Annotated in this window: 20 protein-coding genes; 13 read left to right on the top strand and 7 right to left on the bottom strand. The window is 65.1% G+C overall.

Annotated elements, in window-relative coordinates; genetic code table 11:
• On the top strand, positions 1-1,669 hold a 1,669-nt coding region (locus tag ACIQ42_RS04540; protein ID WP_397421021.1), incomplete at its 5' end, for a TonB-dependent receptor plug domain-containing protein.
• A 529-nt stretch (positions 1,670-2,198) separates the two neighbouring features.
• Here ACIQ42_RS04540 and ACIQ42_RS04535 read toward each other — a convergent pair.
• Both ACIQ42_RS04535 and ACIQ42_RS04530 read right to left on the bottom strand, forming a co-directional pair.
• Complete coding sequence (locus ACIQ42_RS04535; protein WP_397421020.1) at positions 2,199-2,819, bottom strand: LuxR C-terminal-related transcriptional regulator; 621 nt, start codon at positions 2,817-2,819, stop codon at positions 2,199-2,201.
• Between the two features lie 51 nt (positions 2,820-2,870).
• Positions 2,871-4,118, bottom strand: a complete 1,248-nt coding sequence (locus tag ACIQ42_RS04530) for a sensor histidine kinase (RefSeq protein ID WP_397421019.1) — start codon at positions 4,116-4,118, stop codon at positions 2,871-2,873.
• 199 nt (positions 4,119-4,317) lie between these two features.
• Here ACIQ42_RS04530 and ACIQ42_RS04525 point away from each other — a divergent pair, with 199 nt between their 5' ends.
• From ACIQ42_RS04525 to ACIQ42_RS04505, 5 genes are all read left to right on the top strand, one after another.
• Positions 4,318-5,007 carry a PEPxxWA-CTERM sorting domain-containing protein gene (locus tag ACIQ42_RS04525; RefSeq protein WP_397421018.1) on the top strand — a complete coding sequence of 230 codons (690 nt, stop codon included), beginning with the start codon at positions 4,318-4,320 and terminating at the stop codon, positions 5,005-5,007.
• 340 nt (positions 5,008-5,347) lie between these two features.
• Positions 5,348-6,022 (top strand): PEPxxWA-CTERM sorting domain-containing protein, encoded by a 675-nt coding sequence (locus ACIQ42_RS04520; RefSeq protein ID WP_397421017.1) that lies wholly within the window; start codon positions 5,348-5,350, stop codon positions 6,020-6,022.
• Between the two features lie 292 nt (positions 6,023-6,314).
• A complete protein-coding gene (locus tag ACIQ42_RS04515) occupies positions 6,315-6,791 on the top strand; it encodes a MerR family DNA-binding transcriptional regulator (RefSeq protein ID WP_397421016.1) in 477 nt (158 codons plus the stop codon).
• A gap of 79 nt (positions 6,792-6,870) precedes the next feature.
• Positions 6,871-8,658, top strand: coding sequence for an acyl-CoA dehydrogenase C-terminal domain-containing protein (locus tag ACIQ42_RS04510; RefSeq protein ID WP_397421015.1), 1,788 nt, complete (start codon positions 6,871-6,873; stop codon positions 8,656-8,658).
• The gene (locus ACIQ42_RS04505; protein ID WP_397421014.1) at positions 8,658-9,119 is read left to right on the top strand and encodes an OsmC family protein; all 462 of its coding nucleotides are present in this window, start codon (positions 8,658-8,660) and stop codon (positions 9,117-9,119) included. The genes ACIQ42_RS04510 and ACIQ42_RS04505 overlap by 1 nt, the downstream gene beginning before the upstream one ends.
• Before the next feature lie 31 nt (positions 9,120-9,150).
• Here ACIQ42_RS04505 and cysK read toward each other — a convergent pair whose 3' ends face one another.
• Together cysK and ACIQ42_RS04495 are read right to left on the bottom strand one after the other, a co-directional pair.
• Positions 9,151-10,137, bottom strand: a complete 987-nt coding sequence (gene cysK / locus ACIQ42_RS04500) for a cysteine synthase A (protein ID WP_397421013.1) — start codon at positions 10,135-10,137, stop codon at positions 9,151-9,153.
• A 92-nt stretch (positions 10,138-10,229) separates the two neighbouring features.
• Positions 10,230-11,387: a DNA cytosine methyltransferase gene (locus tag ACIQ42_RS04495; RefSeq protein ID WP_397421012.1), complete on the bottom strand. Its 1,158-nt coding sequence runs from the start codon at positions 11,385-11,387 to the stop codon at positions 10,230-10,232.
• 4 nt (positions 11,388-11,391) lie between these two features.
• Between ACIQ42_RS04495 and ACIQ42_RS04490 the strand changes: the two genes are divergently transcribed.
• Positions 11,392-11,859 carry a hypothetical protein gene (locus ACIQ42_RS04490; protein WP_397421011.1) on the top strand — a complete coding sequence of 156 codons (468 nt, stop codon included), beginning with the start codon at positions 11,392-11,394 and terminating at the stop codon, positions 11,857-11,859.
• Here ACIQ42_RS04490 and ACIQ42_RS04485 read toward each other — a convergent pair.
• Positions 11,843-12,121 carry a hypothetical protein gene (locus ACIQ42_RS04485; protein WP_397421010.1) on the bottom strand — a complete coding sequence of 93 codons (279 nt, stop codon included), beginning with the start codon at positions 12,119-12,121 and terminating at the stop codon, positions 11,843-11,845. The two genes, ACIQ42_RS04490 and ACIQ42_RS04485, sit on opposite strands and share 17 nt — an antisense overlap.
• A gap of 155 nt (positions 12,122-12,276) precedes the next feature.
• On the opposite strand from ACIQ42_RS04485, the gene ACIQ42_RS04480 reads away from it, so the two are divergent.
• The 4 genes from ACIQ42_RS04480 to recQ are packed head-to-tail and all read left to right on the top strand — an operon-like array spanning position 12,277 to position 17,787.
• Complete coding sequence (locus tag ACIQ42_RS04480; RefSeq protein ID WP_397421009.1) at positions 12,277-14,073, top strand: amidohydrolase family protein; 1,797 nt, start codon at positions 12,277-12,279, stop codon at positions 14,071-14,073.
• Positions 14,074-14,084: 11 nt separating this feature from the next.
• Complete coding sequence (locus ACIQ42_RS04475; RefSeq protein WP_397421008.1) at positions 14,085-15,128, top strand: TauD/TfdA family dioxygenase; 1,044 nt, start codon at positions 14,085-14,087, stop codon at positions 15,126-15,128.
• Complete coding sequence (locus tag ACIQ42_RS04470; protein ID WP_397421007.1) at positions 15,125-15,880, top strand: enoyl-CoA hydratase/isomerase family protein; 756 nt, start codon at positions 15,125-15,127, stop codon at positions 15,878-15,880. The genes ACIQ42_RS04475 and ACIQ42_RS04470 overlap by 4 nt, the downstream gene beginning before the upstream one ends.
• A gap of 50 nt (positions 15,881-15,930) precedes the next feature.
• On the top strand, positions 15,931-17,787 hold the full coding sequence (recQ, locus tag ACIQ42_RS04465) for a DNA helicase RecQ (RefSeq protein WP_397421006.1): 1,857 nt from the start codon (positions 15,931-15,933) through the stop codon (positions 17,785-17,787).
• A 112-nt stretch (positions 17,788-17,899) separates the two neighbouring features.
• Here the strand turns inward: recQ and ACIQ42_RS04460 are convergent, their stop codons facing one another.
• Entirely contained in the window at positions 17,900-20,149 is a 2,250-nt protein-coding gene (locus ACIQ42_RS04460) for a TonB-dependent receptor (protein ID WP_397421005.1), read from the bottom strand.
• Positions 20,150-20,342: 193 nt separating this feature from the next.
• On the opposite strand from ACIQ42_RS04460, the gene ACIQ42_RS04455 reads away from it, so the two are divergent.
• Entirely contained in the window at positions 20,343-21,491 is a 1,149-nt protein-coding gene (locus tag ACIQ42_RS04455) for an aspartyl/asparaginyl beta-hydroxylase domain-containing protein (protein WP_397421004.1), read from the top strand.
• 74 nt (positions 21,492-21,565) lie between these two features.
• Positions 21,566-22,099, top strand: coding sequence for an inorganic diphosphatase (gene ppa, locus ACIQ42_RS04450; protein ID WP_397421003.1), 534 nt, complete (start codon positions 21,566-21,568; stop codon positions 22,097-22,099).
• 12 nt (positions 22,100-22,111) lie between these two features.
• On the opposite strand, the gene ACIQ42_RS04445 is transcribed toward ppa, so the two are convergent.
• The coding region (locus ACIQ42_RS04445) for a transposase (RefSeq protein ID WP_397421002.1) at positions 22,112-22,431 on the bottom strand (320 nt) is incomplete at its 5' end.

The following is a 22,431-nucleotide window of genomic DNA, read 5'->3' as shown; positions in this document are numbered from 1 at the left end:
TACCTATGTTGTTCAGGCTGGGGTGCTTGATCCAACCCATTCGGTCAATCCGGTCCTGGTGATAACCAGCGGCTTCCGTATGGCGGACGCCGACATCCGGCTCGCGCTTCAGGCCCAGCCATCCCGCCGAGGCGGGGTCGAATTTGACAAGCGCTTGACCGGCGCCAGCGGCGCGCTGATTGAACAGGGCAGTGAGCATCTTCAGGGCAGCTATTGGGAATACAAGCTGAGCGGCCGCGCGAGTTGGAAGCCAACCGCAAGGGACAGCCTCAATCTCAACGCCCAGGTGATACCGTCGCGCGACGGTCGCCATACCTTCTCCGAAACCTTCCATGCCGCCGGCGCGCGCCTGCGTACCGAGGACAGCAAGGTCGTGGGCGACCGCGTCTGGTCGGGCGAGATCGGAACAGACTGGGAGCATAGATTCTCGCCGGTCGCCTCGTTCAAGCTCGTCGGGCTGGCTTCGCGCAAGGCGACAGGGTCCAGCGAACGCTACACCGTCCGGCCCATAAGCGGCGGCCGTCGCGATACCCTGGTCCAGCGCGCGTCCAGGAGCGGCGAGTATGTGGGCCGTGGGGTGTTCACCTGGAAGCCGGCGCGCAGTCACTCTCTCGATGTCGGCGGAGAAGCTGCGTTCAATTACCTGGATAGCCGCCTCGCGATCGCCGTCGATCTCGGCGCTGGTCCAAGGCCCTCAAGTCTGCCGGTCGCGGACACGCGTATCGAGGAACGGCGTGGCGAGGTCTATGTCACCGACTTCTGGCAGGTATCCGAGACCCTCAAGCTGGAGACGAGCCTGTCGGCCGAGTTCTCGCGGATCAGCCAGTCCGGCGACGCGGCCCAGGAACGCGACTTCACCTTTTTCAAGCCCAGAATGAACCTGACCTGGAGCCCCGAGGGTCGGAACCAGTTGCGGCTTCTGGTGGAACGTGACGTCGCCCAACTGGATTTTACCGAGTTCGCCAGCGCCGTGTCGCTGTTTGACGGGATTGTCGACCTCGGCAATCCAGACCTGCAGCCGGAACGAACCTGGCGCGCGCAGGTCGACTGGGAGCACCGGTTCGCAACCCGGGGCGTGTTGATCTTCTCCGCCTTCCATGACCGCGTAAGTGCGGTTCAGGACCAGATCCCGATCGCGGGGCAATTCGACGGCCCCGGCAACATCGGGAAGGGCAGGCGAAGCGGGCTGCGCGCGGATTTGACAGCGCCGCTCGATGCCATCGGTATCCCGCGCGGCGAACTTCGGCTCAACGGGCTTGTCCAGAACACCCGTGCGACGGACCCGGTCACCGGTCGCTCGCGTCGGTTCTCCGAAGAGACCGAGTGGAACTACTCTGTCGATATCCGACAGCCACTGCCCGGCCTGAAGCTGCTCTGGGGGGTATTGTACGAGAGAACGGACAGCACGCAGCTCTTCCGCCTTCGGGAACAGCGGACAAACCACTGGGACGCGCCAAGTATCGACCTGTTCGTGGAGAGCACCGCGATAAGGAATGTCCTCGTCCGCTTCACCGTCGCGGACATTCTGCGGCCGACCGATGTTCGCGAGCGAAGATTTTTCACGCCCGACCGGACGCGCGCCCAAAACCTTACGAGCGTGGAGACCCGCGCAGCGACCGGCGGGTTTGGAACGCGATCCTATACCCTCAGGGTCTCCGGCCGGTTCTAGCTGTTGGAGCCTCATTAGGAGTTACGGTGACGCTTTACTTAACCCCTAATGTACGCACCGCCGGACTCGCCCCGCCGCCCCGAGGGGGTTAAGTAAAGTGTCACCGTAACTCCCGTAACTCCAGATTGGTGATGAGAGGCCGCCCACGCGCTCTTTCGCCCCTTGTGGGAGAAGGTGGGCCGCGCAAGCGGCTCGGATGAGGGGTCGATAAATCTCTCAAGCAAGTCCTTGCAATCATTCCGATAGACTGGCGTGACCCCTCATCCGTCAGGCTTCGCCTGCCACCTTCTCCCACAAGGGGCGAAGGGGGTCTTGAGCACCTTGGAGTCGGAGCCTTTCGGTCACGCTGGATTGCGCAACGATCCCCCTACGCCGAAGGGGACTGCCCGAAGGGGGGTCGAGGGGGCCGCCTCGCATGGCGCAGTGGCGGTGGGTCAGGATGGGGTCAAGGTGTCGCCGCAACGCCCGCCGTAACGCCGCGTGTGCGCCCCATTTTCGGTGGACCTATCCTGCCGGTTACGGCTGGACGTCAGATCAATCCCAGTTCTCGCGCCTTGAACACAGCTTCGGCGCGGTTGACGGCGCCCAGCACGGCGATCGCCGCAGACGTGTGGGCCTTGATCGTAGCCGGCGACAGGTCGAGATCGCGGGCGATTTCCTTGTTGGAATGCCCGGTCGCGATCAGCCTGAGCACGTCGATCTGGCGCGCTGTCAGGCGCGTGGTTCGGGGGGGTGTTCCCCCGCCCTGTCCGGCTGCGATCTCGATAAGGCGGGGCGGGATATAGCGACCGCCGGCCAGGATCAGGCGGATCGCCGCCTCGATCACGGCGCTTTTCGAGGTCTTGGGCGCGAAACCCGAGACGCCCAGGGCGAACAGGGTCAGCAGAGTGGCGTCGTCCTCGTCGCCGGTGACGATCAGGATCGGGGTATCGGGCGCGATCTCGCGCAGCCGCCCGATACCGTCGACCGGCGAGGCGCCCGGCATGATCAGGTCTGACAGGATCAGGTCGTGGCTGTCGGCGGCGGCCTGCCAGGCCGAGGGATAGTCGGCGCACTGCACGACCACGGCGTCCGGCCAGTTCAGCGCCACGGCGCCAGTCAGCGCCTCGCGCAGCATGGCATGGTCGTCACAGATCAGGCAGGAACGCACGTGACAGGGCCCTCCGTTGGCGAAGGACAGAAGATCATCAGAACACTGACATCAGCCTAACGGCAGGTCGATCCAGAAGGCGGCGCCGTTTCTCCAGCGCGGCTCGTGGCCCGCGCTGCCGCCCATGAGCTCGGCGATGCGCCGGCAGGAGGCCAGGCCCAGCCCGAAACCGCCGCGGATCTCATCGCCGTGGTTCGAGCCCTGCACATGATCCTCGAACAGTCGAGGCCGGTCGGCGTCCGGGATGCCGACACCGTTATCAATGACCCACACCCGGACGCGATCACCCTTCCGCCGCGCGCCGACCAGCACCCGGCGCGCCTTGGCGTGGCGTATGGCGTTGGCCACCAGGTTTCCCAGGGCGCGCTCCACCAGAGCGCTGTCCGCGCTGGCGACCAACCGGGTGGGCAGGGCGTCGATGTCCACGCCCTTCAGCCGTGCGGCGGGCTCGTGTATCTCGGCGACGCGGGCGATCAGGGGCCCCAGGGGTAGCGGCGCTAAGCGGGCCTCGACCTCGCCGGATTCCAGCCGCAGGTGATCCATCATCTGGCCCAGCAGATGCTCGGTGTTGTCGAATGCCCAGCGTACGTTTCGGACCGCCCGCTCACGCGCCGGGCCGGCGGGGCTCTGCAGCACCTGATCAAAGAACAGGCGGGCGGCCTGCAGCGGCTGACCCAGATCGTGAGATGCCGAGGCGAGAAACCGGGTGCGGGCGTCGCGGGCCGCCTCGGCGGCCTGGGCGGCGTCCCAGGCATAGTCGACCCACCCCTGCACAACTTCCCGCAGCAGCAGAAGCGCGATGGTGAAGGACATCACGAATACCATTACAGGTATCGCGAACTCGTCGCCGGAGACGGCGAACATGATGACGATCCCGACAGGAATGAAGGCCGGAGCAAGGGTCGACCAGACATCGCGGCGCCCGAGGCGCGGCGTCAGGATGGTGCCGATTGCCTCCACCGCTACAGGGGCCAGACAGACCATCGTCACCACCAGCCGCAACGCTTCCGAGGCGTAGGGCATCACCAGCGCAAATGCCGTGACCGTAGCAACGTTTCCGAACCAGAAGACCTGGGTGGTATGCCCGTACCAGGCCTCGGCGGTATCCTCGGTGATCTTCCGCGTTACCCGCAGGATCACGATCGAGACCGCCCACCAAAGATTGAACCCGCCATACACGACGTCGAACAGCAGCATCCGGGCTGGCGGAACCACCGGTCCAAGCCAGACGTGCACGAAGACGATTGCGCCAGTGACGGTCAGGATCGCCAGGGCCTGAAGGCTGATCATCAAACTCATGGCTGCGCGGTCACCGGTTCCCCATGGCTTTCAGCTTGAGCCGATCAGCGGCGCGCGCAAGGGACTAGGCCATCTGGCTAGGCCATCCGGCCAATTGAGAGGCCGCCGGTCACCGGATATTTTTAAGGGATTGGCAAGCCAGCCGTACCGGTGGGTCTGCAACTGGGTCTGAAATCAAGGACCGACAAAGGATTTCACAATGCGTAAGTATGTTCTGGGATCTGTCGCCGCGTTTATGGTGGTGGCTTCGGCGGGCGCCACAAATGCCGCGATCTCATTTACCTTTGACACAGACAATCAGGGCTGGAGGGTCGGCGACGTCTCCGGGACTGTGCCGAACGCCTTTGCGCTCGCCGGCTGGGAACTGGGCAGGCTCAAGCTGTCTGACCAGGCCAACCAGACGGGCGTCTACGCTCCCCAAGCCGTGCTGGGCAACCAGAGCGGCGCCTACAACGGTTCGATCTCATTCGACGTCAGTGACGCGTTTAACGACCGGACTGCGTACGCCGGGTTGATTCTCTATGGGAACGGACTTTCCGCCGCTGTGAATCTTGGCCCGCCGTCCACAGACAACAACGCGCTCACGACCTTCACCCTCACTCTGAACGAGGCCAACTTCACCAGGTTCGATGGCGGCTTCTTCGCGAGCGCCACTGCGCTTAGCCAGGCGCAGTTTCAGGGTATTCTTGGCGATCTGAGGGGAATTGCTTTCACCACAGAGTACAATACCGGCGCCGACGACAGCCGGTTCGACAATGCCGTATTCACCGGCTTCGTGGATCCGAACGCTATAGCCCCCGTCCCCGAACCCGCCACCTGGGCGATGATGATCATCGGCTTCGGCGCGGCCGGCTCGATAATCCGCCGCCGCAGGGCTATGCTCGCCTAGACCTTCACGCTTGGCAGACACGCGCCGCCGCTCGCAGGATCGGCGGCGTTTCCGTGCGCGGAATTGTGCAGGAATTGCGGTGACAGTTGCACCAATCCCCAAACCATCTTGCGCCCGGAGGTTCGTCGCCGGGTCATGGCTGCAAGATTACCTGCCCCCTTTGGAGATTTGACCCGATCTCCTCCACGCTCAAGGGATTAGGCCATCTGGCTAGGCCATCCGGCCAATTGAGAGGCCGCCGGTCACCCGATAATTTTGAGGGATTGGCAAGTCGTCGTTTAGGGGAGCTTTCGAAATGGCCTTGAGAGTTTTTGCGTCGCTAGGTTCGGTTGTGAGAGGGTTGGCAATTTCGGTCGGATTGGTCGCCGCCCCGTTTACGGGGGCGGCCCAGGCCGCCAGCTTCTATGGGCCCAGCGCCTATACGACTGCGGCGGATGCGCCCTTCCACGCTGGCGACTTCAATCAGTATTTCTATCTTGAGGACGTCGAGGACAACGCCGTCAGCACTCCCGGTCTCACGGTCAATGGGTCCGGTTTCTGCATCGTCGGCGCCAACTGCTTCGTCGGCTCGGGCCTCTACGATTCCGTCGGAAATGGCGGCAACGGTCAGCTCGGCCGTTCGATCTTCACTAACGGATCGGTGGAGATCCTGTTCGACGCAGGCGCGCTGGGCGGGCTACCGACGTTCGCAGGTCTGGTGTGGACCGATGGCCGCAACACCATCACGTTCACCGCCTTCGACCAGAACAACGTGTCCCTCGGTCAGCTTGTCGGCAACCATGCCGACAATAGCAGCACCGGCGGCACCGCCGAGGATCGCTTCTATGGCGTGCAGAACGCCGGGGGAATCTCTCGGCTGACCATGAGCAATCCGGCTGGCCTGGAAATCGACCACATCCAGTACGGTCGCAATGTGACGGGTGTCGTGCCCGAGCCCGCAACCTGGGCGATGATGATTATCGGCTTCGGCGCTGCCGGTTCGATGATCCGCCGTCGCAAGGCCGTGGTCGCCTAGACCTCTGCGTCTGACCAATACGCGCCGCCGGTCGCAGGATCGGCGGCGCTTCTGTGCGTGGAGCTGTGCCGGGCGCAATGGCACCTGCCAACCGGGCGCCGTCCACACATGACAGTTGCAATAGTCCCTTCACCGCATCGCGCCCGAAGGTTCGACACCGGGTAATGGCGACCGTCACAAGAACTCCCACTTACCGGCGGCTACTCCCATTGACCCAACGTCTATCCCTTGACGTAAGCGGAAACCCGCGCCTAGTCTGGCCCTAACAAGCCATACCAGCGGAGGACCTGTCATGCCTGCCGATCTGCGCCGCCTGCCCCGGACCTATTCGATCCGGCAGCTCTGCCTTGAGTTCAAATGCACGCCGCGCGCGCTCCGGTTCTACGAGGACAAGGGTCTGCTAAATCCGGCGCGGGATGGCATGAACCGGGTCTATTCCTATCGTGATCGCGGGCGTCTTGTGCTGATCCTGCGTGGCAAGCGCGTGGGCCTGTCGTTGCTGGAAATCGGCGAGATCCTCGACCTCTATGATGCCGATGACACCGGGGCGCAGCAGGCGGCGACGTCGCTTCGCAAATTCAATGAGCGGATCGTCGCCCTGGAACAGCAGAAGACCGACATCGACGATGCCATCGCCCAGCTTCAGGCGGGGGTCTCCGACATCGAGAAGCGTCTTTCCGAAACCCGGCCGGATCTGCTGCCCCGCGCCGCCGATTACGATCAGGTGCTGCGCCGTCAGCTGGACGGGGCCGGCCACAGCGAGGCCTGACATCTCGCGCCGGGCCGCGACAAACCGGCGCGTGCCGGTCTAGAGTAGACCGGTTCATTCCTGGCGATCCGGAGCCCCCATGACCTATCAAGCCCCCGTGCGGGATTACGTGTTCCTGCTGCGCGATGTGCTGCAGCTAGAGCGTTACGCCAACCTCCCGGCCTTCGCCGACGCCTCCATGGACACCGTCGAGGCGATCCTCGAGGAGGCGGGCAAGTTCACCTCCGAGGTGCTGGCCCCGCTCAATGTCGTGGGCGACAAGGAGGGCTGCACCTGGAGCCCGGACTTCTCGGTCAGGACGCCCACCGGCTTCAAGGAGGCCTACACCAAGCTGGTCGAAGGCGGCTGGCCGGCGCTGGGGTCGGATCCGGCCTATGGCGGCCAGGGCCTGCCCCATGTGGTGAACCTGGCGTACTCCGAGATGTCCTCGTCGGCCAACATGGCGTTTTCCATGTACCCCGGCCTGACGCACGGGTGCTATTCGGCGATCCATGTCGGCGGCTCCGACGAACAGAAGGCGCTCTACCTGCCCAAGCTGGCCTCATTCCAGTGGGCCGGCACCATGAACCTGACCGAGCCCCACTGCGGCACGGACCTGGGCCTGCTGCGCACCAAGGCGGTCCCGCAGGCGGACGGAACCTACAGGATCTCCGGCCAGAAAATCTGGATCTCGGGCGGCGAGCAGGACCTCACCGAGAACATCATCCACCTGGTGCTGGCCCGGATCGAGGGCGCGCCGGCCGGCACCCGGGGCATCAGCCTGTTCATCGTGCCGAAGTTCATCCCCGATGCGGATGGCAATCCCGGCGCCCGCAACGCCGTGAACTGTCTGGGCCTTGAGGAGAAGATGGGCATCCACGGCAACGCCACCTGCGTCATCGCCCACGAGGAAGCCACCGGCTGGCTGATCGGCGAGGAGAACCGGGGTCTGGCCGTGATGTTCGTGATGATGAACGAGGCGCGGCTGGGGGTGGGACTGCAGGGGATCGCCCAGGCCGAAGCCGCCTATCAGGCCGCCGCCGCCTTCGCCAAGGATCGCCTGCAGGGCCGCTCGCTGACCGGCCCGAAGAACCCCGAGGGCCCGGCCGACCCGATCATCGTTCACCCGGATGTCCGCCGGATGCTGATGGAGGCCCGCGCCTTCATCGAAGGCGGCCGCGCCTTCATGGCCTGGACCTCGCTCCACGGCGACCTCAGCCACGCCAGTCCCGATGAGGCCGTCCGCCAGAAGGGCCGCGACTACATGGGGCTGATGACGCCGGTGGTGAAAGCCTTCCTGACCGACCGCGGTTTCAACGTCTGTTCCGACGCCATGCAGGTGCACGGCGGCTCTGGCTTCACCGAGCACTTCCCCGTCAGCCAGTACCTGCGGGACGTCCGCATCGCCTTGATTTACGAGGGTACAAATGGGATCCAAGCCCTTGATTTAGTTGGAAGAAAACTGGCCGCCGACGGCGGCCGGGGGGTCATGGCCTTCTTCGCCGAACTTGACCAGTTCATGTCCGAAAACGAGGCCGATGCCGCCATGGCCACCTTCCTGAATGGACTGGTCAGCGCCAAGGCCGAATTGCAGGAAGCCACCATGTGGCTGATGCAGAACGGCCTGGCCAACCCGGACAACGCCGGCGCCGCCTCCACTGACTATCTGCACCTCTTCGGCCTGACGGCGCTGGCCTACATGTGGTCGCTGCAGGCCAAGGCCGCCCTCGCGCGGATCGCCGCCGGCGACACCGACCCCTTCTACGAGACCAAACTGACCATCGCTCGCTACTACATCCAGCGCATCCTGCCGGAGACCAGCAGCCGCCTGGCCAAGCTGAAGACCGGCTCGGAGCTGCTGATGACCCTGCCGGCCGAAGCCTTCTGATGGCCAGCTACCGCGCGACCATCGACTGGTCGCTGGAAGACGGCGCAGACTTTGCAAAGGGCCGCTACAGCCGCGCCCACACGGTCACTTTCCAGCAGCACGTGGTGCCCGCCACAGCGTCCGCCCACGTGGTCGGCAAGTGGGCGGCGCCCGGCGCGGTCGACCCGGAAGAGATGTTGGTGGCGGCCCTCAGCAACTGCCACATGCTCACCTTCCTGCACGTGGCCCGACTGAAGGGCTTCGTCATCATCCGCTACCGGGACGAAGCCGTGGGCGTGATGGAACGGACACCGGAGGGTCGCATGGCGGTAACCCGCGTCACCCTGCATCCCGAGATCACCTATGTCGGCCTGCGCCCCACGGACACCGAACGCGATGCGATGCACCACGAGGCCCACGAGGAATGCTTCATCGCCAATTCGGTGAAGACCGAGGTGGTGGTTGAGGAGGTCGGGGATTAGAGCTCGGGCGACTAAACGTCTGTGGCTTCGCTCACAGCCCGTCGAACAGCGCGGTCGAGACGTAGCGTTCGGCGAAGCTGGGGATGATCGCCACGATCAGCTTTCCCTCCATCTCTGGGCGGCTGGCGATCTCGAAGGCGGCGGTAATGGCCGCTCCGGACGAGATACCGCCGGGAATGCCTTCCTCGCGCGCCATCCGCCGCGCCATGGCGAAACTGTCGTCGTTGGAGACCTGGACGATGTCGTCGATGATGCCGCGGTCCAGGATGCCAGGCACGAACCCGGCGCCGATGCCCTGGATCTTGTGCGGCGCGGGTGAGCCGCCGGACAGGACGGGTGACGCCGAAGGCTCTACCGCAACCATGCGGACCGAAGGTTTGCGCGCCTTCAGCACCTGGCCTATGCCCGTGATTGTTCCGCCTGTGCCGACGCCGGAGATCACGGCGTCCACCTTGCCGGCCGTGTCGTTCCAGATCTCCTCGGCGGTCGAGACCCGGTGTATCAACGGGTTGGCACCGTTTTCGAACTGCTGCGGCATCACCGCGCCTGGCGTGGCCTCGACGATCTCCCGGGCCCGGGCCACGGCGCCGGACATGCCCTTCTCCGCCGGGGTCAGCTCCAGCTGGGCGCCCAGGATCAACAGCATCTTGCGTCGTTCCATCGACATGCTTTCGGGCATTACCAAGGTACACTTGTAGCCCTTGGCGGCGCATACGAAGGCCAGCGCAATGCCGGTGTTGCCCGAGGTGGGTTCCACCACCCGTCCGCCGGGCTTGAGCAGGCCCAAAGCCGCCAGGCTCTCGACCATCGACACCCCGATCCGGTCCTTAACCGAAGCCAAAGGGTTGAAGAACTCCAGCTTGGCGACCACCTCGCCCTTGGGTTTCAGCGCCGCCGTCAGATGTGGCAGTCGGACCAGCGGCGTATCCCCGATCAGGTCCAGCACCGAGTCGTAGATCCGGCCGCGCCCGTTGCGACGATAGCGGGCGGCGTCGTAGGCGGTGGCGGCGGTGGTCATGGCTGTCGGTTCTCGTTGCGGTCGGCGATGGTCGCAAACCTAAGCCTTCCGGCGCGGATTGGAAGCGGCCAGGGCTGGGGTCTGGTTCAGATTTACTCTGCCGCCATGGCGGACGATTCGGCCAGCAGCGGCTCCAGCAGCTCTTGAGCCAACCAGCGCACCACGGGAACCGCAACGCCGTCGCCCGCCACATGCAACGCCCCGGTCGCGGACGCGGGAAGTCGATAACTGTCGGGTAGACCCATCAGCCGGGCCGCCTCGCGAGGCGTCAACAGTCGACTCCGAATCTGATCCGGCTCCACCACCAGGATCGCCTGCCGGGAGGAACCCCCGCGGGGCGTTCTCAGACAGCCAGCGAGACCATCGAAGCGAACTTCTGCGCGTTGGACAGGCAGGCCGTGCTCGATCCGTGTCCGACGGAAAACCGCCCCAACGCTGCGGGCGGACAGGGTGTTTATCCGGGCGCGATGCAGGGGATTCATAAGCGATAGAAGGCGCGCGGTCTGATCGGTCGTATGCCACGCGACGGCTGCATCAGCTTCCAGTAGCGCGGCAAGATCGGTGTTGCGCCGGGGCGGCGCTGACAGTCCCCACCAGACCCAGTGACGCGCCAGCGTGGTCGATAGCCGGGCCTGCGCCGCCTTTACGGCTCGCGTGTGAAACGGGCTGTCGCCGATCAACCCGGGGGCCACATCTCTCGTCGCGATCACGAACACCCGCGGCCGCGACTGAGGGAGCAGGACGGCGGCGTCGATCTCCAGCGCTCCGAAATGATAGCCCCGACTGGCCAGGGCCGCGCCCAGCGCCACAAAGTCTGCGCCGTCGTTGGAGGTGAGCAAGCCAGACACGTTTTCGATGACCAGCAGTCGGGGCGCACGACCAGCCTCATCCAACGCTTCCATCAGCCGCCAGAACCCGAAGAAGGCGGAGGATCGTCCCCCGGCCAGCCCGGCGCGCCCGCCGGCGAGGCTGAAGTCCTGACAGGGGCTTGAAGCCCAGGCGAGATCGGCGCAACCCGGCAGGTCTCCCGCCGACAACGCCCACACATCGCCCTCGTGAAAATGGGCGGCTGCATCCGTAAAGTTGGCGCGGTAGGTGGCGGCTTTCACCGCGTCAAAGTCATTGGCGAAGGCGCACTGCCAGTGCTCGCCGAGACCGAGACGCGCCATCCCGCCGCCAGCGAAGAACTCATAGAAGGTGAAAGGGCGCGTCACAGCGCTGGACGATAGCGTGATTTGCGGCAGGATCACGCGGATGAAACGCAGCCTCGCAATCCTGGCCCTATTGGCCCTGACAGCGTGCCAACCGCAGGACCCTACCGGCGCCCCGGCGGCCGCGCCCGCGGATGCACCAGTCGCCGCAAGGCCCCCTGTGATGGTGTCCGACTTCAGCCAGCCGATGACGGCGGTAGGCACGGAACCGTTCTGGTCCGTTAAGGTAGAAGGAACCCGGTTCACCCTGAGCCGCCCGGGTGAACCAGACATGGTCGCCGAGGCGCCAGGGGCCGCGATCAAGCCCGGTCAGGCCCTATGGTTCGCCAGGGCCGCAGATGGTCGCACCCTGGCGGTGACATTCTACGTCAGCGCCTGCTCGGATGGGATGAGCGAACGCGCCTATCCCATGACGGCCGAAGTTACACTTGACGGGTCTGCGGCAATGTATGGGTGCGCAATCAAGTCTGCCGAGATGGCGCCTGAACGCGGGTCTACGGCAGGTCCATGAAGCTTGGGCCGCCGAAGGTCCGGCCGACTTCCAGGATCGTCAGGTCGAACGCAAAGTTGCCATCGCTGATCTCGATCAGTCCGTCGAGGGCTGCCACGCTGGCAGGGTCGATGGCGAGGTCGGCCGGCGAGGCGGTTTGATCTCCGAAGTCAGCGAGGAGCGACGTGCAGGCCAGGCCGCTGTCTTCGCCCATACAGCTGGTGTAATCCGCAAGCAGGGCGGTCAACTCGTCGTTGATACTGACGGAGATTTCGAGCGTCATGAGCATGAGTGCGTCCCGCAGGTTGGCGCGTATTCGGTGCGTCGCAGAAGGCCCTCGGGGCTGTAAAGATCGCGGGAAGTGATAGCGTTAACTCGGGCCTCGATCCGGTAACCTCGGCCGAAGATCCCGGCCTGACCCTTGACCTACCCCGGTGAATGCGCGGCAAATGTCGCTCAGGCCGACGACACGAGCGGTCCAGGAGAAACGCCATGGATAAGGTATTCGACCTCGTGGTGAGGGGTGGGACCGTTGTTGACGGCACAGGGGCGCCAACCTTCGAGGCTGATGTCGGTGTCCGTGACGGACGGATCGTCGCCGTCGGCAAGATTATCGGGACAGGCGCAGAGGAGATCGACGCGCGGGGCCAGATCGTGACCCCGGGGTTCGTCGATATCCACACCCACTATGATGGGCAGGCCACCTGGGACGGACGGATGCAGCCCTCGTCATGGCACGGGGTCACGAGCGTGGTGATGGGAAACTGCGGCGTGGGGTTCGCGCCTTGCAGACCCGACGACCACGACCGACTGATTCAGTTGATGGAGGGGGTCGAGGACATTCCGTTCCCGGTGCTGGCCGAGGGCTTGCCGTGGAACTGGGAAAGCTATCCTGAGTATCTGGACGCGCTGGCATCCCGGCGGTTCGACGTGGATGTCGCCAGCCAACTACCGCACGCCGCGCTTCGCGTGTTTGTCATGGGCGAGCGTGGTGTGAACCGGGAGCCCGCGACCGAAGCGGACATTCACGCGATGGCGGCGCTCGCCAGGCGCGCGATGGAGGCCGGCGCTATCGGCTTCGGCACTTCGCGAACGCTAAATCACCGTTCGTCGGACGGCTCGCCGATCGCCACGCTCACCGCCGGCGAGGACGAGCTGACCGGGATCGCCATGGGAATGGCGGCTGCGGGCAAGGGCGTGCTCCAGGTGGTCTCCGACTTCAATGACCCGGTCGAGGAGTTCGCCATGCTGCGGCGGATTGTGGCGAGGTCCGGGCGGCCGTTGTCCTTCTCCCTGCTTCAGAGCCCCAGGGAGCCGGAGCAGTGGCGCTACATGCTGGAGCAGATGACTGAGGCCAAGGCCGCCGGCCTGCAGATCCGCGCCCAGGTCGCGACCCGGCCTGTGGGCGTGCTGTTCGGCCTGGAACTGACGGTGAACCCGTTCTCGACGCACCCGAGCTATCGTGAGATCAAAGCCCTGTCGCTAGGCGAGCGTGTTGCGGCGTTAAACGATCCCGTGTTCCGCGCCCGTTTGCTGGCCGAGGAAGCCGAGAACGCCCGGGCTCCTGGTCTGTCGCCGGCACGGGCCTGGGACCGGATCTATCTTATGGGTGGCGACAATCCGGACTACGAACCCACGCCAGATCATTCCATTGCCGCCATTGCGGCTGGACGGGGCGTCGATCCCTATGCGTTGGCGCTGGATCATATGCTTACCGATCACGGCCGCGGCATGCTCTATCTGCCGCTGCTGAACTACGCCCAGAACTCGCTGGATCCGGCCTATCAGATGCTGCAGCACGACTGTGTTGTGCCCGGCCTTTCCGACGGCGGCGCCCACGTGGGCATGATCTGCGACGGCAGTTTCCCGACGTCCAATCTGATCCACTGGACCCGCGACCGAACGCGCGGACCGAAACTCAGCCTCGAACACATGGTCAAGGGCCAGTGCCGCGACACGGCCGAGACTGTCGGCCTCTACGATCGAGGTCTGATCCAGCCCGGCTATCGCGCGGACCTCAACGTCATCGACTACGACAACCTCACGCTCAAGTCCCCCAGCGTGGCCTATGACCTGCCGACCGGAGGCCGCCGGCTGATCCAGAGGGCCAGCGGGTACACGGCCACCATCGTCGCGGGGCAGGTGACGTACAGGGATGGAACGCCGACTGATGCTCTGCCTGGCCGACTCCTGCGGGGCGGTCAGTCGGCGCCGGCCGCCATGGCTGCGGAGTAGGGAGTCCTGCAATGAACGCTGTCACACCCGATTTCACACCGCAGGTTCTGGAAACCGCTTGCGAATGGGACGCTGCCCAGGTCTCCGATCCGGCGCAATGGACTGAAACGCTGTCGGCCGCCGAGGTCGACGAACTGACCGCCGCCGTGGCCCATGCCCAGACGGCCTCGGATAACTTCCTGGCGATCGGGAAAGTCGATTTTCCCCTGCCGACTCTGGGTCCGCGCCTGAAGGCTATCGAGAGAGAACTGATAGACGGACGCGGCTTCGTGCGCATTCGCGGCCTGCCCCGCGATCGCTGGACCAATGACCAGATGAGCCTGGCCTACTGGGGCATTGGCGCGCACCTGGGCAAACCCTGGCCACAGAACGCCAAGGGCCACGTGCTGGGCGACGTCACCGACCACGGCAAGGCGCCGAATGATCCGACTTCACGCGGCAACGAGGTGGGTCTCGTGGGTCTCGACTTCCATTGCGACGGTTCTGACCTCGTTGGCCTTATGTGCCTGCAGACGGGCGTTTCGGGCGGTCTGTCGGCGGTCTGCAACTCGGTCGCCCTGCACAATCGGCTGGTCAGGGAACGCCCTGACCTTGCTGCCGAGCTCTACAAGCCCCAGCCCTTCGACTACCGGGGTGAACAGGCGCCCGGGAAGCCTGGCTGGTATCTGATGCCTGTGTTCACCCGGCACGGCGACCGGCTTTTCATCCGGTTGATCCGCCCTTACATCCTGGCGTCGCAACGCCACGCCGATGCGCCGCGGCTGACGGACAAGGCCCGCGAGGCGCTCACCTGGATGCAGGACATGGCCGAGGGCGGCGCCTATTCGGTGATGATGGATTTCCAGCCCGGCGACATGCAGTTCATCAACAACTACCATGTGCTCCATGGGCGGACGTCCTATGAGGATGACCGTGCCGCCGGCAAGATCCGGCACCTGAAGCGCCTGTGGCTCGAGACCGAAGTTCTGGCGGAGCGACCGCCCCAGTTCGTGAACCGCATGGGAAGCCACTGGGCCAGGACCCTCACCGTTAGCCGGATGGACGCAGGCAAATGACAGATCTCGTTTTGCGCCATGATCGCGACGGCGCCGTCACCCTTACACTCAATCGCCCGGACAAGCTGAATGCGCTGAATGTGGAGGTGTTCGTCGAGCTGGACGCCCATGTGAAAGAGCTGGCGGGAGAGACTGATACCGTCGGCCTGGTTATCCTGCGAGGCGCCGGGCGCTGCTTCTCTGCCGGGCACGACCTGGGCGACATCTCGGTCGGCGAGAAGCTGCCTGAACCCCACTATCAGTCCAAGGTGATCGAGCGGATGGCCAACCTGCCGCAGCCGGTGATCTCTGCGGTTCACGGGCACTGCTACACGGGGGCGCTGGAACTCGCTCTGGTCGGCGACATCATCTTCGCCGCCGAGGGCGCCAAGTTCGCCGACACCCACGCCAAGTGGGCGCTCACCCCGGTCTGGGGTCTCAGTCAGCGCCTGCCACGGCGCGTGGGAACCTACCGGGCGCGCGAACTGATGCTGACCTGTCGCACGGTGGGCGGGGTGGAGGCCGAGCGGATCGGCCTTGCCGATGTCTGTGTGCCGGACGTCGACTTCGATGCCCGGCTGGATGAGCTGGCGGCCCAGATCCTCGCCAACTCCTGGTTCAGCCACAGGGCGAATAAAGCTCTGCTGGTGGAAACCGACGGCCTGCCGATAGACGCGGGCCTCGCCCACGAGATCTTCCGGGGTCGGGGCCGCGGTCCAGACATGCAGGCCCGCATCGCCGGGTTCCAGAACAAGACGGTGAAGCAGGGGTAGAGGCCTCGCTAGCGGTGGCGCGCGGGCGCGGTTCTCGCCATAACCGGCGTATGTTGTTCGCTGTCGCCGAAGCTGAGCTCTCACCGCTGGACGCCGCCCGCGAGGTTCTTCGCCGGACGTTCGGACATGCCGAGTTCCGGGGGCTGCAGGCCGATGTGATTGCTGAGGTGCTGGCGGGGCGGAATGCTTTGGCGGTGCTGCCGACCGGGGGGGGCAAGAGCCTCTGCTACCAGATTCCCAGCCTGATCCGACCCGGCCTCGGCCTGGTGGTCTCGCCGCTGATCGCGCTGATGACCGACCAGGTCGCTGCCCTGGTTCAGTCGGGCGTGGCCGCCGCGCGGCTGGATTCCAATATCGAACCCGAGGAGAAGGTCGAGACCTGGCGGCGGATCGACGCCGGCGAACTGGACATCCTCTACATCTCGCCTGAGGGGCTGATGCAGCCCTGGATGCAGGATCGACTCAGCCGAATATCCCTGTCGCTGATCGCTATCGATGAGGCCCACTGCGTCAGCCAGTGGGGCCATGACTTCAGGCCCGAATACCGGATGCTCGGGCGACTGGCCGATCTGTTCCCGGGCGTACCGCGCCTGGCTGTGACCGCTACCGCCGACGCCCGGACACGCGAGGACATCCGCGCAGAACTGCGTCTGGAGAACGACGCCGAGTTCGTCGCCAGCTTCGCGCGGCCCGAACTGATCCTGTCGGCGGAACGCAAGCGCGGGGCCGACAAGCGCGTGGTGGAACTGGTCACTGCCCGCCCGGGCCGTTCCGGCGTGGTCTATGCCGGCTCACGCGACAAGACCGAGAAGCTGGCGGAGTTGTTGCGGGCGGCGGGCGTGCCCGCCCTCGCCTATCATGCCGGCCTCGACAGGCGCCTCCGCGAGACGCGGTTGACGGAGTTCCTCGAGGCCGACGCGGCCGTGATGGTGGCGACCATCGCTTTCGGCATGGGGGTGGACAAGCCCGATGTCCGCTTCGTGATCCACGCGGACCCGCCGGGATCCATCGAGGCCTACTGGCAGGAGATCGGCCGTGCGGGCCGCGACGGCGAGCCCGCCGAAGGCATCACCCTCTATGGCGCCGCCGACATGGCCTGGGCGTTGCGCCGCATCGCCGAGCGCGAGATGGATGACGCGGTCAAACAGGTGCAGGTGCGCAAGGTGCGCCAGCTCTACACCTTGCTGGACGGAGCCGGCTGTCGCGCGGCCACGGTGCGCCGCTATTTCGGCGAGGAGGGCGTGGAGGTCTGCGGCCAATGCGACCTCTGCACGGGATCGGTCGAGACCATCGACGCCACGCTTGCGGCGCAGAAGGCCCTGTCAGCGGCGGCCCGGCTGGCTGGTCGCTATGGGCGGGGTCGGCTGGTTGACCACCTGCTTGGCAAGACCAAGGACGTCAGCGAGCAGGAATCATCACTCTCCACCTGGGGCATCGGGCAGGAACTTTCCACCAGCCAGTGGCGCGATCTGTGTGAGCAATTGCTGTTCGAAGGCTTGCTGCGGGAGGATCCCAACGATGGCCGTCCCCTGGTCGGCGTTGGCGACGCCGAGGCCGTCCGCGCTGTCTTCCGGGGCGATCAACGGGTGATGATGCGCAGGCATCCCGACGGCGACGAGGATGGCCCTCGCGCGCCCCGCAAGGGAAAACGCGCGCGAACCGCCGCCGCCGCCCTTTCGCCTGCTGACCAGCCGCTGTTCGAAGCCCTGCGCGCCTGGCGCACCGCCCAGGCAAAGACCCAGCACGTGCCACCCTATGTGATTTTCAGTGACCGCACCCTGACCGAGATCGCCACCGCCAGGCCCACCAGCCGCGCCGCGCTCGAACGCGTCAACGGTGTCGGCGAAGCCAAGCTGGCGCACTACGGCCAAGCGGTTCTGGAGTTGGTGGGCGGGTTCGAGGGCTAGGTTTGGCCGAAACGAAGAGGGGCCGCAGCGGCCATGCCGTGCGACCCCTCATCCGTCAGCCTGCCACCACCACCTTCTCCCCCAAGGGGAGAAGGCAGATTGCGCAATCTGCCTAGAACTTGGCCTTCACTTCCACACCGATCGTGCGCGGGTCGTTGACGAAGCCGGTCAGGTTGTTGAAGTCGATGCCGCCTTCGAGGCTCATGTCGTTGGTGATGTTGCGGCCGAAGGCTGCGACCTCCCAGGCTTCGCCCGGCGCGCGATAGCCGATGCGCAGGCCGCCTTCCAACAGCTTGGCGTCGTTGTACTCGGCCGATTCGTAGAGGAAGAAGTTGATCTTCGAGCGATAGGCCCAGTCGCTGAACACGAACACCGAACCTTCACCCACCGGCCAGGAGTAGCCGGCTGTCACGCTGGCGATCCAGCGCGGCGCGTTGGGCAGGTTGTTGCCGTCTATCCGCACAGTGCCGGCGATCGGGCCGGCCGGATCACGAACGGTGCAGCCGCTGCCGCAGGGCTGGGTGAAGAGCGCGGAATCCTGGATTTCCGTGTGATTGTACGACAGGCCGGCCGTCAGCATCAGGCGATCCACCGGCTCGGCCTCGGCGTTGAACTCGAAGCCGTAGCCCGTCGCCTTGTCGGCGTTCAGGAGGCGGTTGAAGTTGGCGCCGCCGCCGACCGCTGTGACCTGCAGATCGTTGGCGCGATAGTAGAAGACGCTGGCGTCAAAGCGTGCGCGCCCTTCCGCCGCCGTCCCCTTCACACCGGCTTCGTAGGACATCACGGTCTCTTTTTTGGCGACCGAGAGGGTGTCGCCAAACACCAGACGACCCTGGATCGAGGGCGCGCGGTAACCGCGTGCGACGCGGGCGTAGAGGTTCAGGTCTTCCGTCGCCGCGTAGGTGGCGCTGACGTTGAAGCTTACGTCGCTGGAGTTGGGGCTGGTGCGCAGGACGGCCGTGTTGGGCGCACCAAAGGGCGAGCGGGTGCGCTGGGCCAGGAAATCCTTGCTGTCGTCGGAGTAACGGATGCCGCCAGCGACGTTCAGCTGTTCGGAGACGGCATAGTCGAGGTTGGCGAAGACGGCCCAGCTCTCTGTCTTCTGGCTCTGGTAAGCGCGACCATCGAGGGCGCCGCCTGCCAGGGTGTTGAAGCTGTAGCTATCGATCTTGATGCTTTCGTTGAAGTAGAAGGCGCCAACCGTATAGCCCAGCGGGCCGTTGTCCCCGGCCAGCCGGATTTCCTGGGTGAACTGGCCGTGGAAGGGCACGCCATCGGCGCTTTCCGACGGGAAGGGAATGAAGCCGGGGCCGAACGGCGGGGCGAACGAGGCACCGAAGCCGCCGTCGATATCCGCACGGCTGTAGGTGTCGACGCGCTCGTAGGCGGTGATCGAGGTGAGCGCAGGCATGCCGTCGCCGAAGTCATAGGTGAGCTTCAGGTTGGCGCCGGAGGATTCCACCTTCTGAATGGCTCGGCTCTGGGCGTCCTGGCTGATGGTGTCGCGCTTGAAGCCTGTGGCGAAGTTGTTGGCGCCCCGCTGGATGATATTGGCGCGGAACACGCGCGGCGTGCCGTTCAGGTGCTGATAGTGCAGGTTCAGCAGCGCACTGAACTCGGCGGTGGGCGTGTAGAGCAGCTGACCGCGCAGGGCATATTGGTCGTAACCCTCCGAGTCGTTCTTGTCGCCTGTGCGGGTGTTGTCCACCCAGTCGCTGCGGCGCTGATAGAGGCTGGACAGGCGGGCCGAAAGCACATCGGCGACGATCGGGCCGGAGACGGCGCCTTCCAGGTTCATCGTGGAGAACGTGGCGTAGGAGGCCGAGCCGTAGCCCTCGAATTCCTTGGTCGGCTTGGCGCTCTCGAACTTCAGCACGCCGGCCGGGGTGTTGCGGCCGAAGAGGGTGCCCTGCGGGCCACGCAGCACTTCCACCTGGGCTATGTCGAAAAGCGGGAAGCCCTTCAGCACCGGGTTTTCCAGTACCACCTCGTCATAGATGAAGGACACAGGTTGGCTGGCGTTGATGTCGAAATCGGTGTTGCCGAGGCCGCGGATGTAGGGCCGCGGGAAGGTGCGGCCGAAGCTGGATTCAAGTGTCAGGCTGGGAATGCGGGCCGATAGCATGCGGATGTCGCCGCCGCCCGAGCGGATGGCGTCCAGCTTCTGGCCGCTTACCGCCGTCAGCGACAAGGGCACGTCGTTGATGTTTTCCGACTTCTTCTGGGCGGTGACGATCACTTCGCCGAGGGTGGTGGCATCATCAGCGGCCGCAGCCGTGTGGGGCGCGGCAAGCGCCAGGGCGAATGCGGAAAGGGACACACTGGCAACCAGCATGGCGCGGATCGACGCGGGCGACTTCATCTGTTGAGACCTCTGGCGTTGTTCGGCGAAGGGGAAGCCTCGCCTTCCGACGGTTCTGCTACACCAAGGCTGGCTGTTTCGGCTTCGAACTTGACGCCTGTGTCACAATTCTGTCGGGGTGCGTGCTCAGCAGGCAACAGTCGGTGGAATCACGGGCATGCGGTATGGCGGAACGAGCTGAGGAGAGCGCCCTGTGAATGACATCGAACTGAACGCGCTGGGCGCACAAGGGATGGCGGCGCTGGCGCGTGGCGGAAACGCGGAGGCGTTGCGATGCTTCAACGCGATCGTCGAGGCCGGACGAGCTGACGGAACCGTCTGGGTGGCCCTTGCCCTTGCGCGGCAAGCGTTTGGTGATCCTGACGGCACGGCTCATGCGCTGGATGCGGCGCTGAAGCTGGAGCCCCAGAATGTCCGGGCCCTGCTGATGAAGGGCGACCTGATGGCCGATGCTGGCGACCGACGCGCTGCCGTCAGTTTCTATGGCGCGGCGCTGGATCTGGTCCCTGATACGGAGGGCCTGCCGCCCGAGGCGGTATCCGAGATGGACCGCGTGCGCGGCGCCCGCGACCGGCTGAATGAGGCCCTGCACGCCGACCTGACGCGCGGCCTGTTGTCGCGGGGCTACGATCCTGCCACCGCCAGTCCCCGGTTCAACGAGTCCCTCGACCTGCTGGCAGGCCGCAAGCGGCGATATATCCAGGAGCCGCGGTCGTACTTCTTCCCTGGGCTACCGACGATCCAGGTCTATCCGCGCGAAAACTTCCCCTGGCTGGACGCCATCGAGGCGGCGACCGCAGACATTCTGGCCGAGCTTCAGGACCTCATGGCCGATGGCCCGGACATTTTCGCACCCTACATCGAAGCTGAGGTCAATCGCCCGGCCACCCAGGCCGACCTGCTGGATGACGATACGTGGACGGCTTGCTACCTCTGGCGTGACGGCGCGCCGGTCCCGGAGATTGCGGCGCGTTGCCCCAGGACCATGGCGGCACTTGAGCACGCCCCGCTGGAACGGATCGCGGGACGCTCGCCTTTCGCGCTGTTCTCAAAGCTGACCCCCGGCGCTGTGATCGCCCCGCACACCGGGTTTCACAACTCGCGACTGGTCGTGCACCTGCCCCTGATTGCGCCCAAGGGCTGCTGGTTCCGGGTCGGCAACGAGACCCTGACCTGGGAAGCCGGAAAGGCCTTCGTCTTCGACGACACCATCGAGCACGAGGCCGCCAACGAGAGCGCGGAGACGCGCATCGTACTGATCTTCAACATCTGGCGACCGGAGCTGACCGAAGCCGAGCGAGGCCTTGTCGCCAGCTTGATGGAGGGCATCGCGGGGCTATAGGGCTTTACTCTGCGGGAACCATCCGCCACAGACCGCGCTCCCTCATGTGTGTGCACGAGAAAAGGCCCCTCCCCATGGACCTCTCCAAAATCCCCGTCGGCGTAAATCCGCCCTACGATGTCAACGCCATCATCGAGATCCCGCAGGGCGGTGAGCCGGTGAAGTACGAGATCGACAAGGAAAGCGGCGCCCTCTTCGTCGACCGGTTCCTGCACACGGCGATGTTCTATCCGGGCAACTACGGGTTCATCCCGCATACCCTCGCCGACGACGGCGACCCGATGGATATCATCGTGGTGGGCCAGACACCGGTGGTTCCGGGCGCGATTATCCGGGCTCGCCCCATTGGCTGTCTCATGATGACGGACGAAGCCGGCGGGGACGAAAAGGTGCTGGCGGTGCCGGTGGATGCGCTGCACCCGTTCTATACCGGCGTGGACAGCTGGCGCTCGCTGCCCAAGATCCTGACCGAGCAGATCGCCCACTTCTTCCAGCACTACAAGGATCTGGAAAAGGGCAAGTCGGTAGAGATCAGCCGCTGGGCCGACGCCGAGGAGACCGCCGAACTGATCCGGCAGTCCATCGAGCGCTACAAGGTGGCGGGTTAGAGCGGATTCCATTCAGTCTGCATCGTATCCGCAGCTCTTGAAGTAGTTGGCGCACTCGGTCGGAGTGAAGAGGTCGATGAAGCGTCCGATGGCGTCCCAGAGGGCACCGACGGTTCGCTCGGCAGCCTTGCGCAGGAGCGCCTTGAGTTTCGAGAAGGCCTTCTCGATCGGATTGAAGTCGGGGCTGTAGGGCGGCAGGAAGCATAGCTCTGCGCCGGCCGCCTCGATCATGGCCTGGATGCTCGGGCGCTTGTGGCTGGAGAGATTGTCCATCACCACGATGTCGCCGGGCTTGAGCTCAGGGACGAGGATCTTCTCGACGTAGACCTCGA

Origin of the sequence: Phenylobacterium sp. (assembly GCF_044372605.1) — a bacterium.
Lineage (GTDB): Bacteria > Pseudomonadota > Alphaproteobacteria > Caulobacterales > Caulobacteraceae > Phenylobacterium.
This window is presented reverse-complemented; position numbering and strand designations above follow the sequence as displayed.

Excerpts from the sequence above, each read along its gene's own strand:
- ACIQ42_RS04530 (WP_397421019.1), bottom strand. The coding sequence starts at position 4,118 with ATGAGTTTGATGATCAGCCTTCAGGCCCTGGCGATCCTGACCGTCACT.
- ACIQ42_RS04525 (WP_397421018.1), top strand. The coding sequence starts at position 4,318 with ATGCGTAAGTATGTTCTGGGATCTGTCGCCGCGTTTATGGTGGTGGCT.
- ACIQ42_RS04515 (WP_397421016.1), top strand. The coding sequence starts at position 6,315 with ATGCCTGCCGATCTGCGCCGCCTGCCCCGGACCTATTCGATCCGGCAG.
- ACIQ42_RS04510 (WP_397421015.1), top strand. The coding sequence starts at position 6,871 with ATGACCTATCAAGCCCCCGTGCGGGATTACGTGTTCCTGCTGCGCGAT.
- ACIQ42_RS04505 (WP_397421014.1), top strand. The coding sequence starts at position 8,658 with ATGGCCAGCTACCGCGCGACCATCGACTGGTCGCTGGAAGACGGCGCA.
- cysK (WP_397421013.1), bottom strand. The coding sequence starts at position 10,137 with ATGACCACCGCCGCCACCGCCTACGACGCCGCCCGCTATCGTCGCAAC.
- ACIQ42_RS04490 (WP_397421011.1), top strand. The coding sequence starts at position 11,392 with ATGAAACGCAGCCTCGCAATCCTGGCCCTATTGGCCCTGACAGCGTGC.
- ACIQ42_RS04485 (WP_397421010.1), bottom strand. The coding sequence starts at position 12,121 with ATGACGCTCGAAATCTCCGTCAGTATCAACGACGAGTTGACCGCCCTG.
- ACIQ42_RS04480 (WP_397421009.1), top strand. The coding sequence starts at position 12,277 with ATGCGCGGCAAATGTCGCTCAGGCCGACGACACGAGCGGTCCAGGAGA.
- ACIQ42_RS04475 (WP_397421008.1), top strand. The coding sequence starts at position 14,085 with ATGAACGCTGTCACACCCGATTTCACACCGCAGGTTCTGGAAACCGCT.
- ACIQ42_RS04470 (WP_397421007.1), top strand. The coding sequence starts at position 15,125 with ATGACAGATCTCGTTTTGCGCCATGATCGCGACGGCGCCGTCACCCTT.
- recQ (WP_397421006.1), top strand. The coding sequence starts at position 15,931 with ATGTTGTTCGCTGTCGCCGAAGCTGAGCTCTCACCGCTGGACGCCGCC.
- ACIQ42_RS04460 (WP_397421005.1), bottom strand. The coding sequence starts at position 20,149 with ATGAAGTCGCCCGCGTCGATCCGCGCCATGCTGGTTGCCAGTGTGTCC.
- ppa (WP_397421003.1), top strand. The coding sequence starts at position 21,566 with ATGGACCTCTCCAAAATCCCCGTCGGCGTAAATCCGCCCTACGATGTC.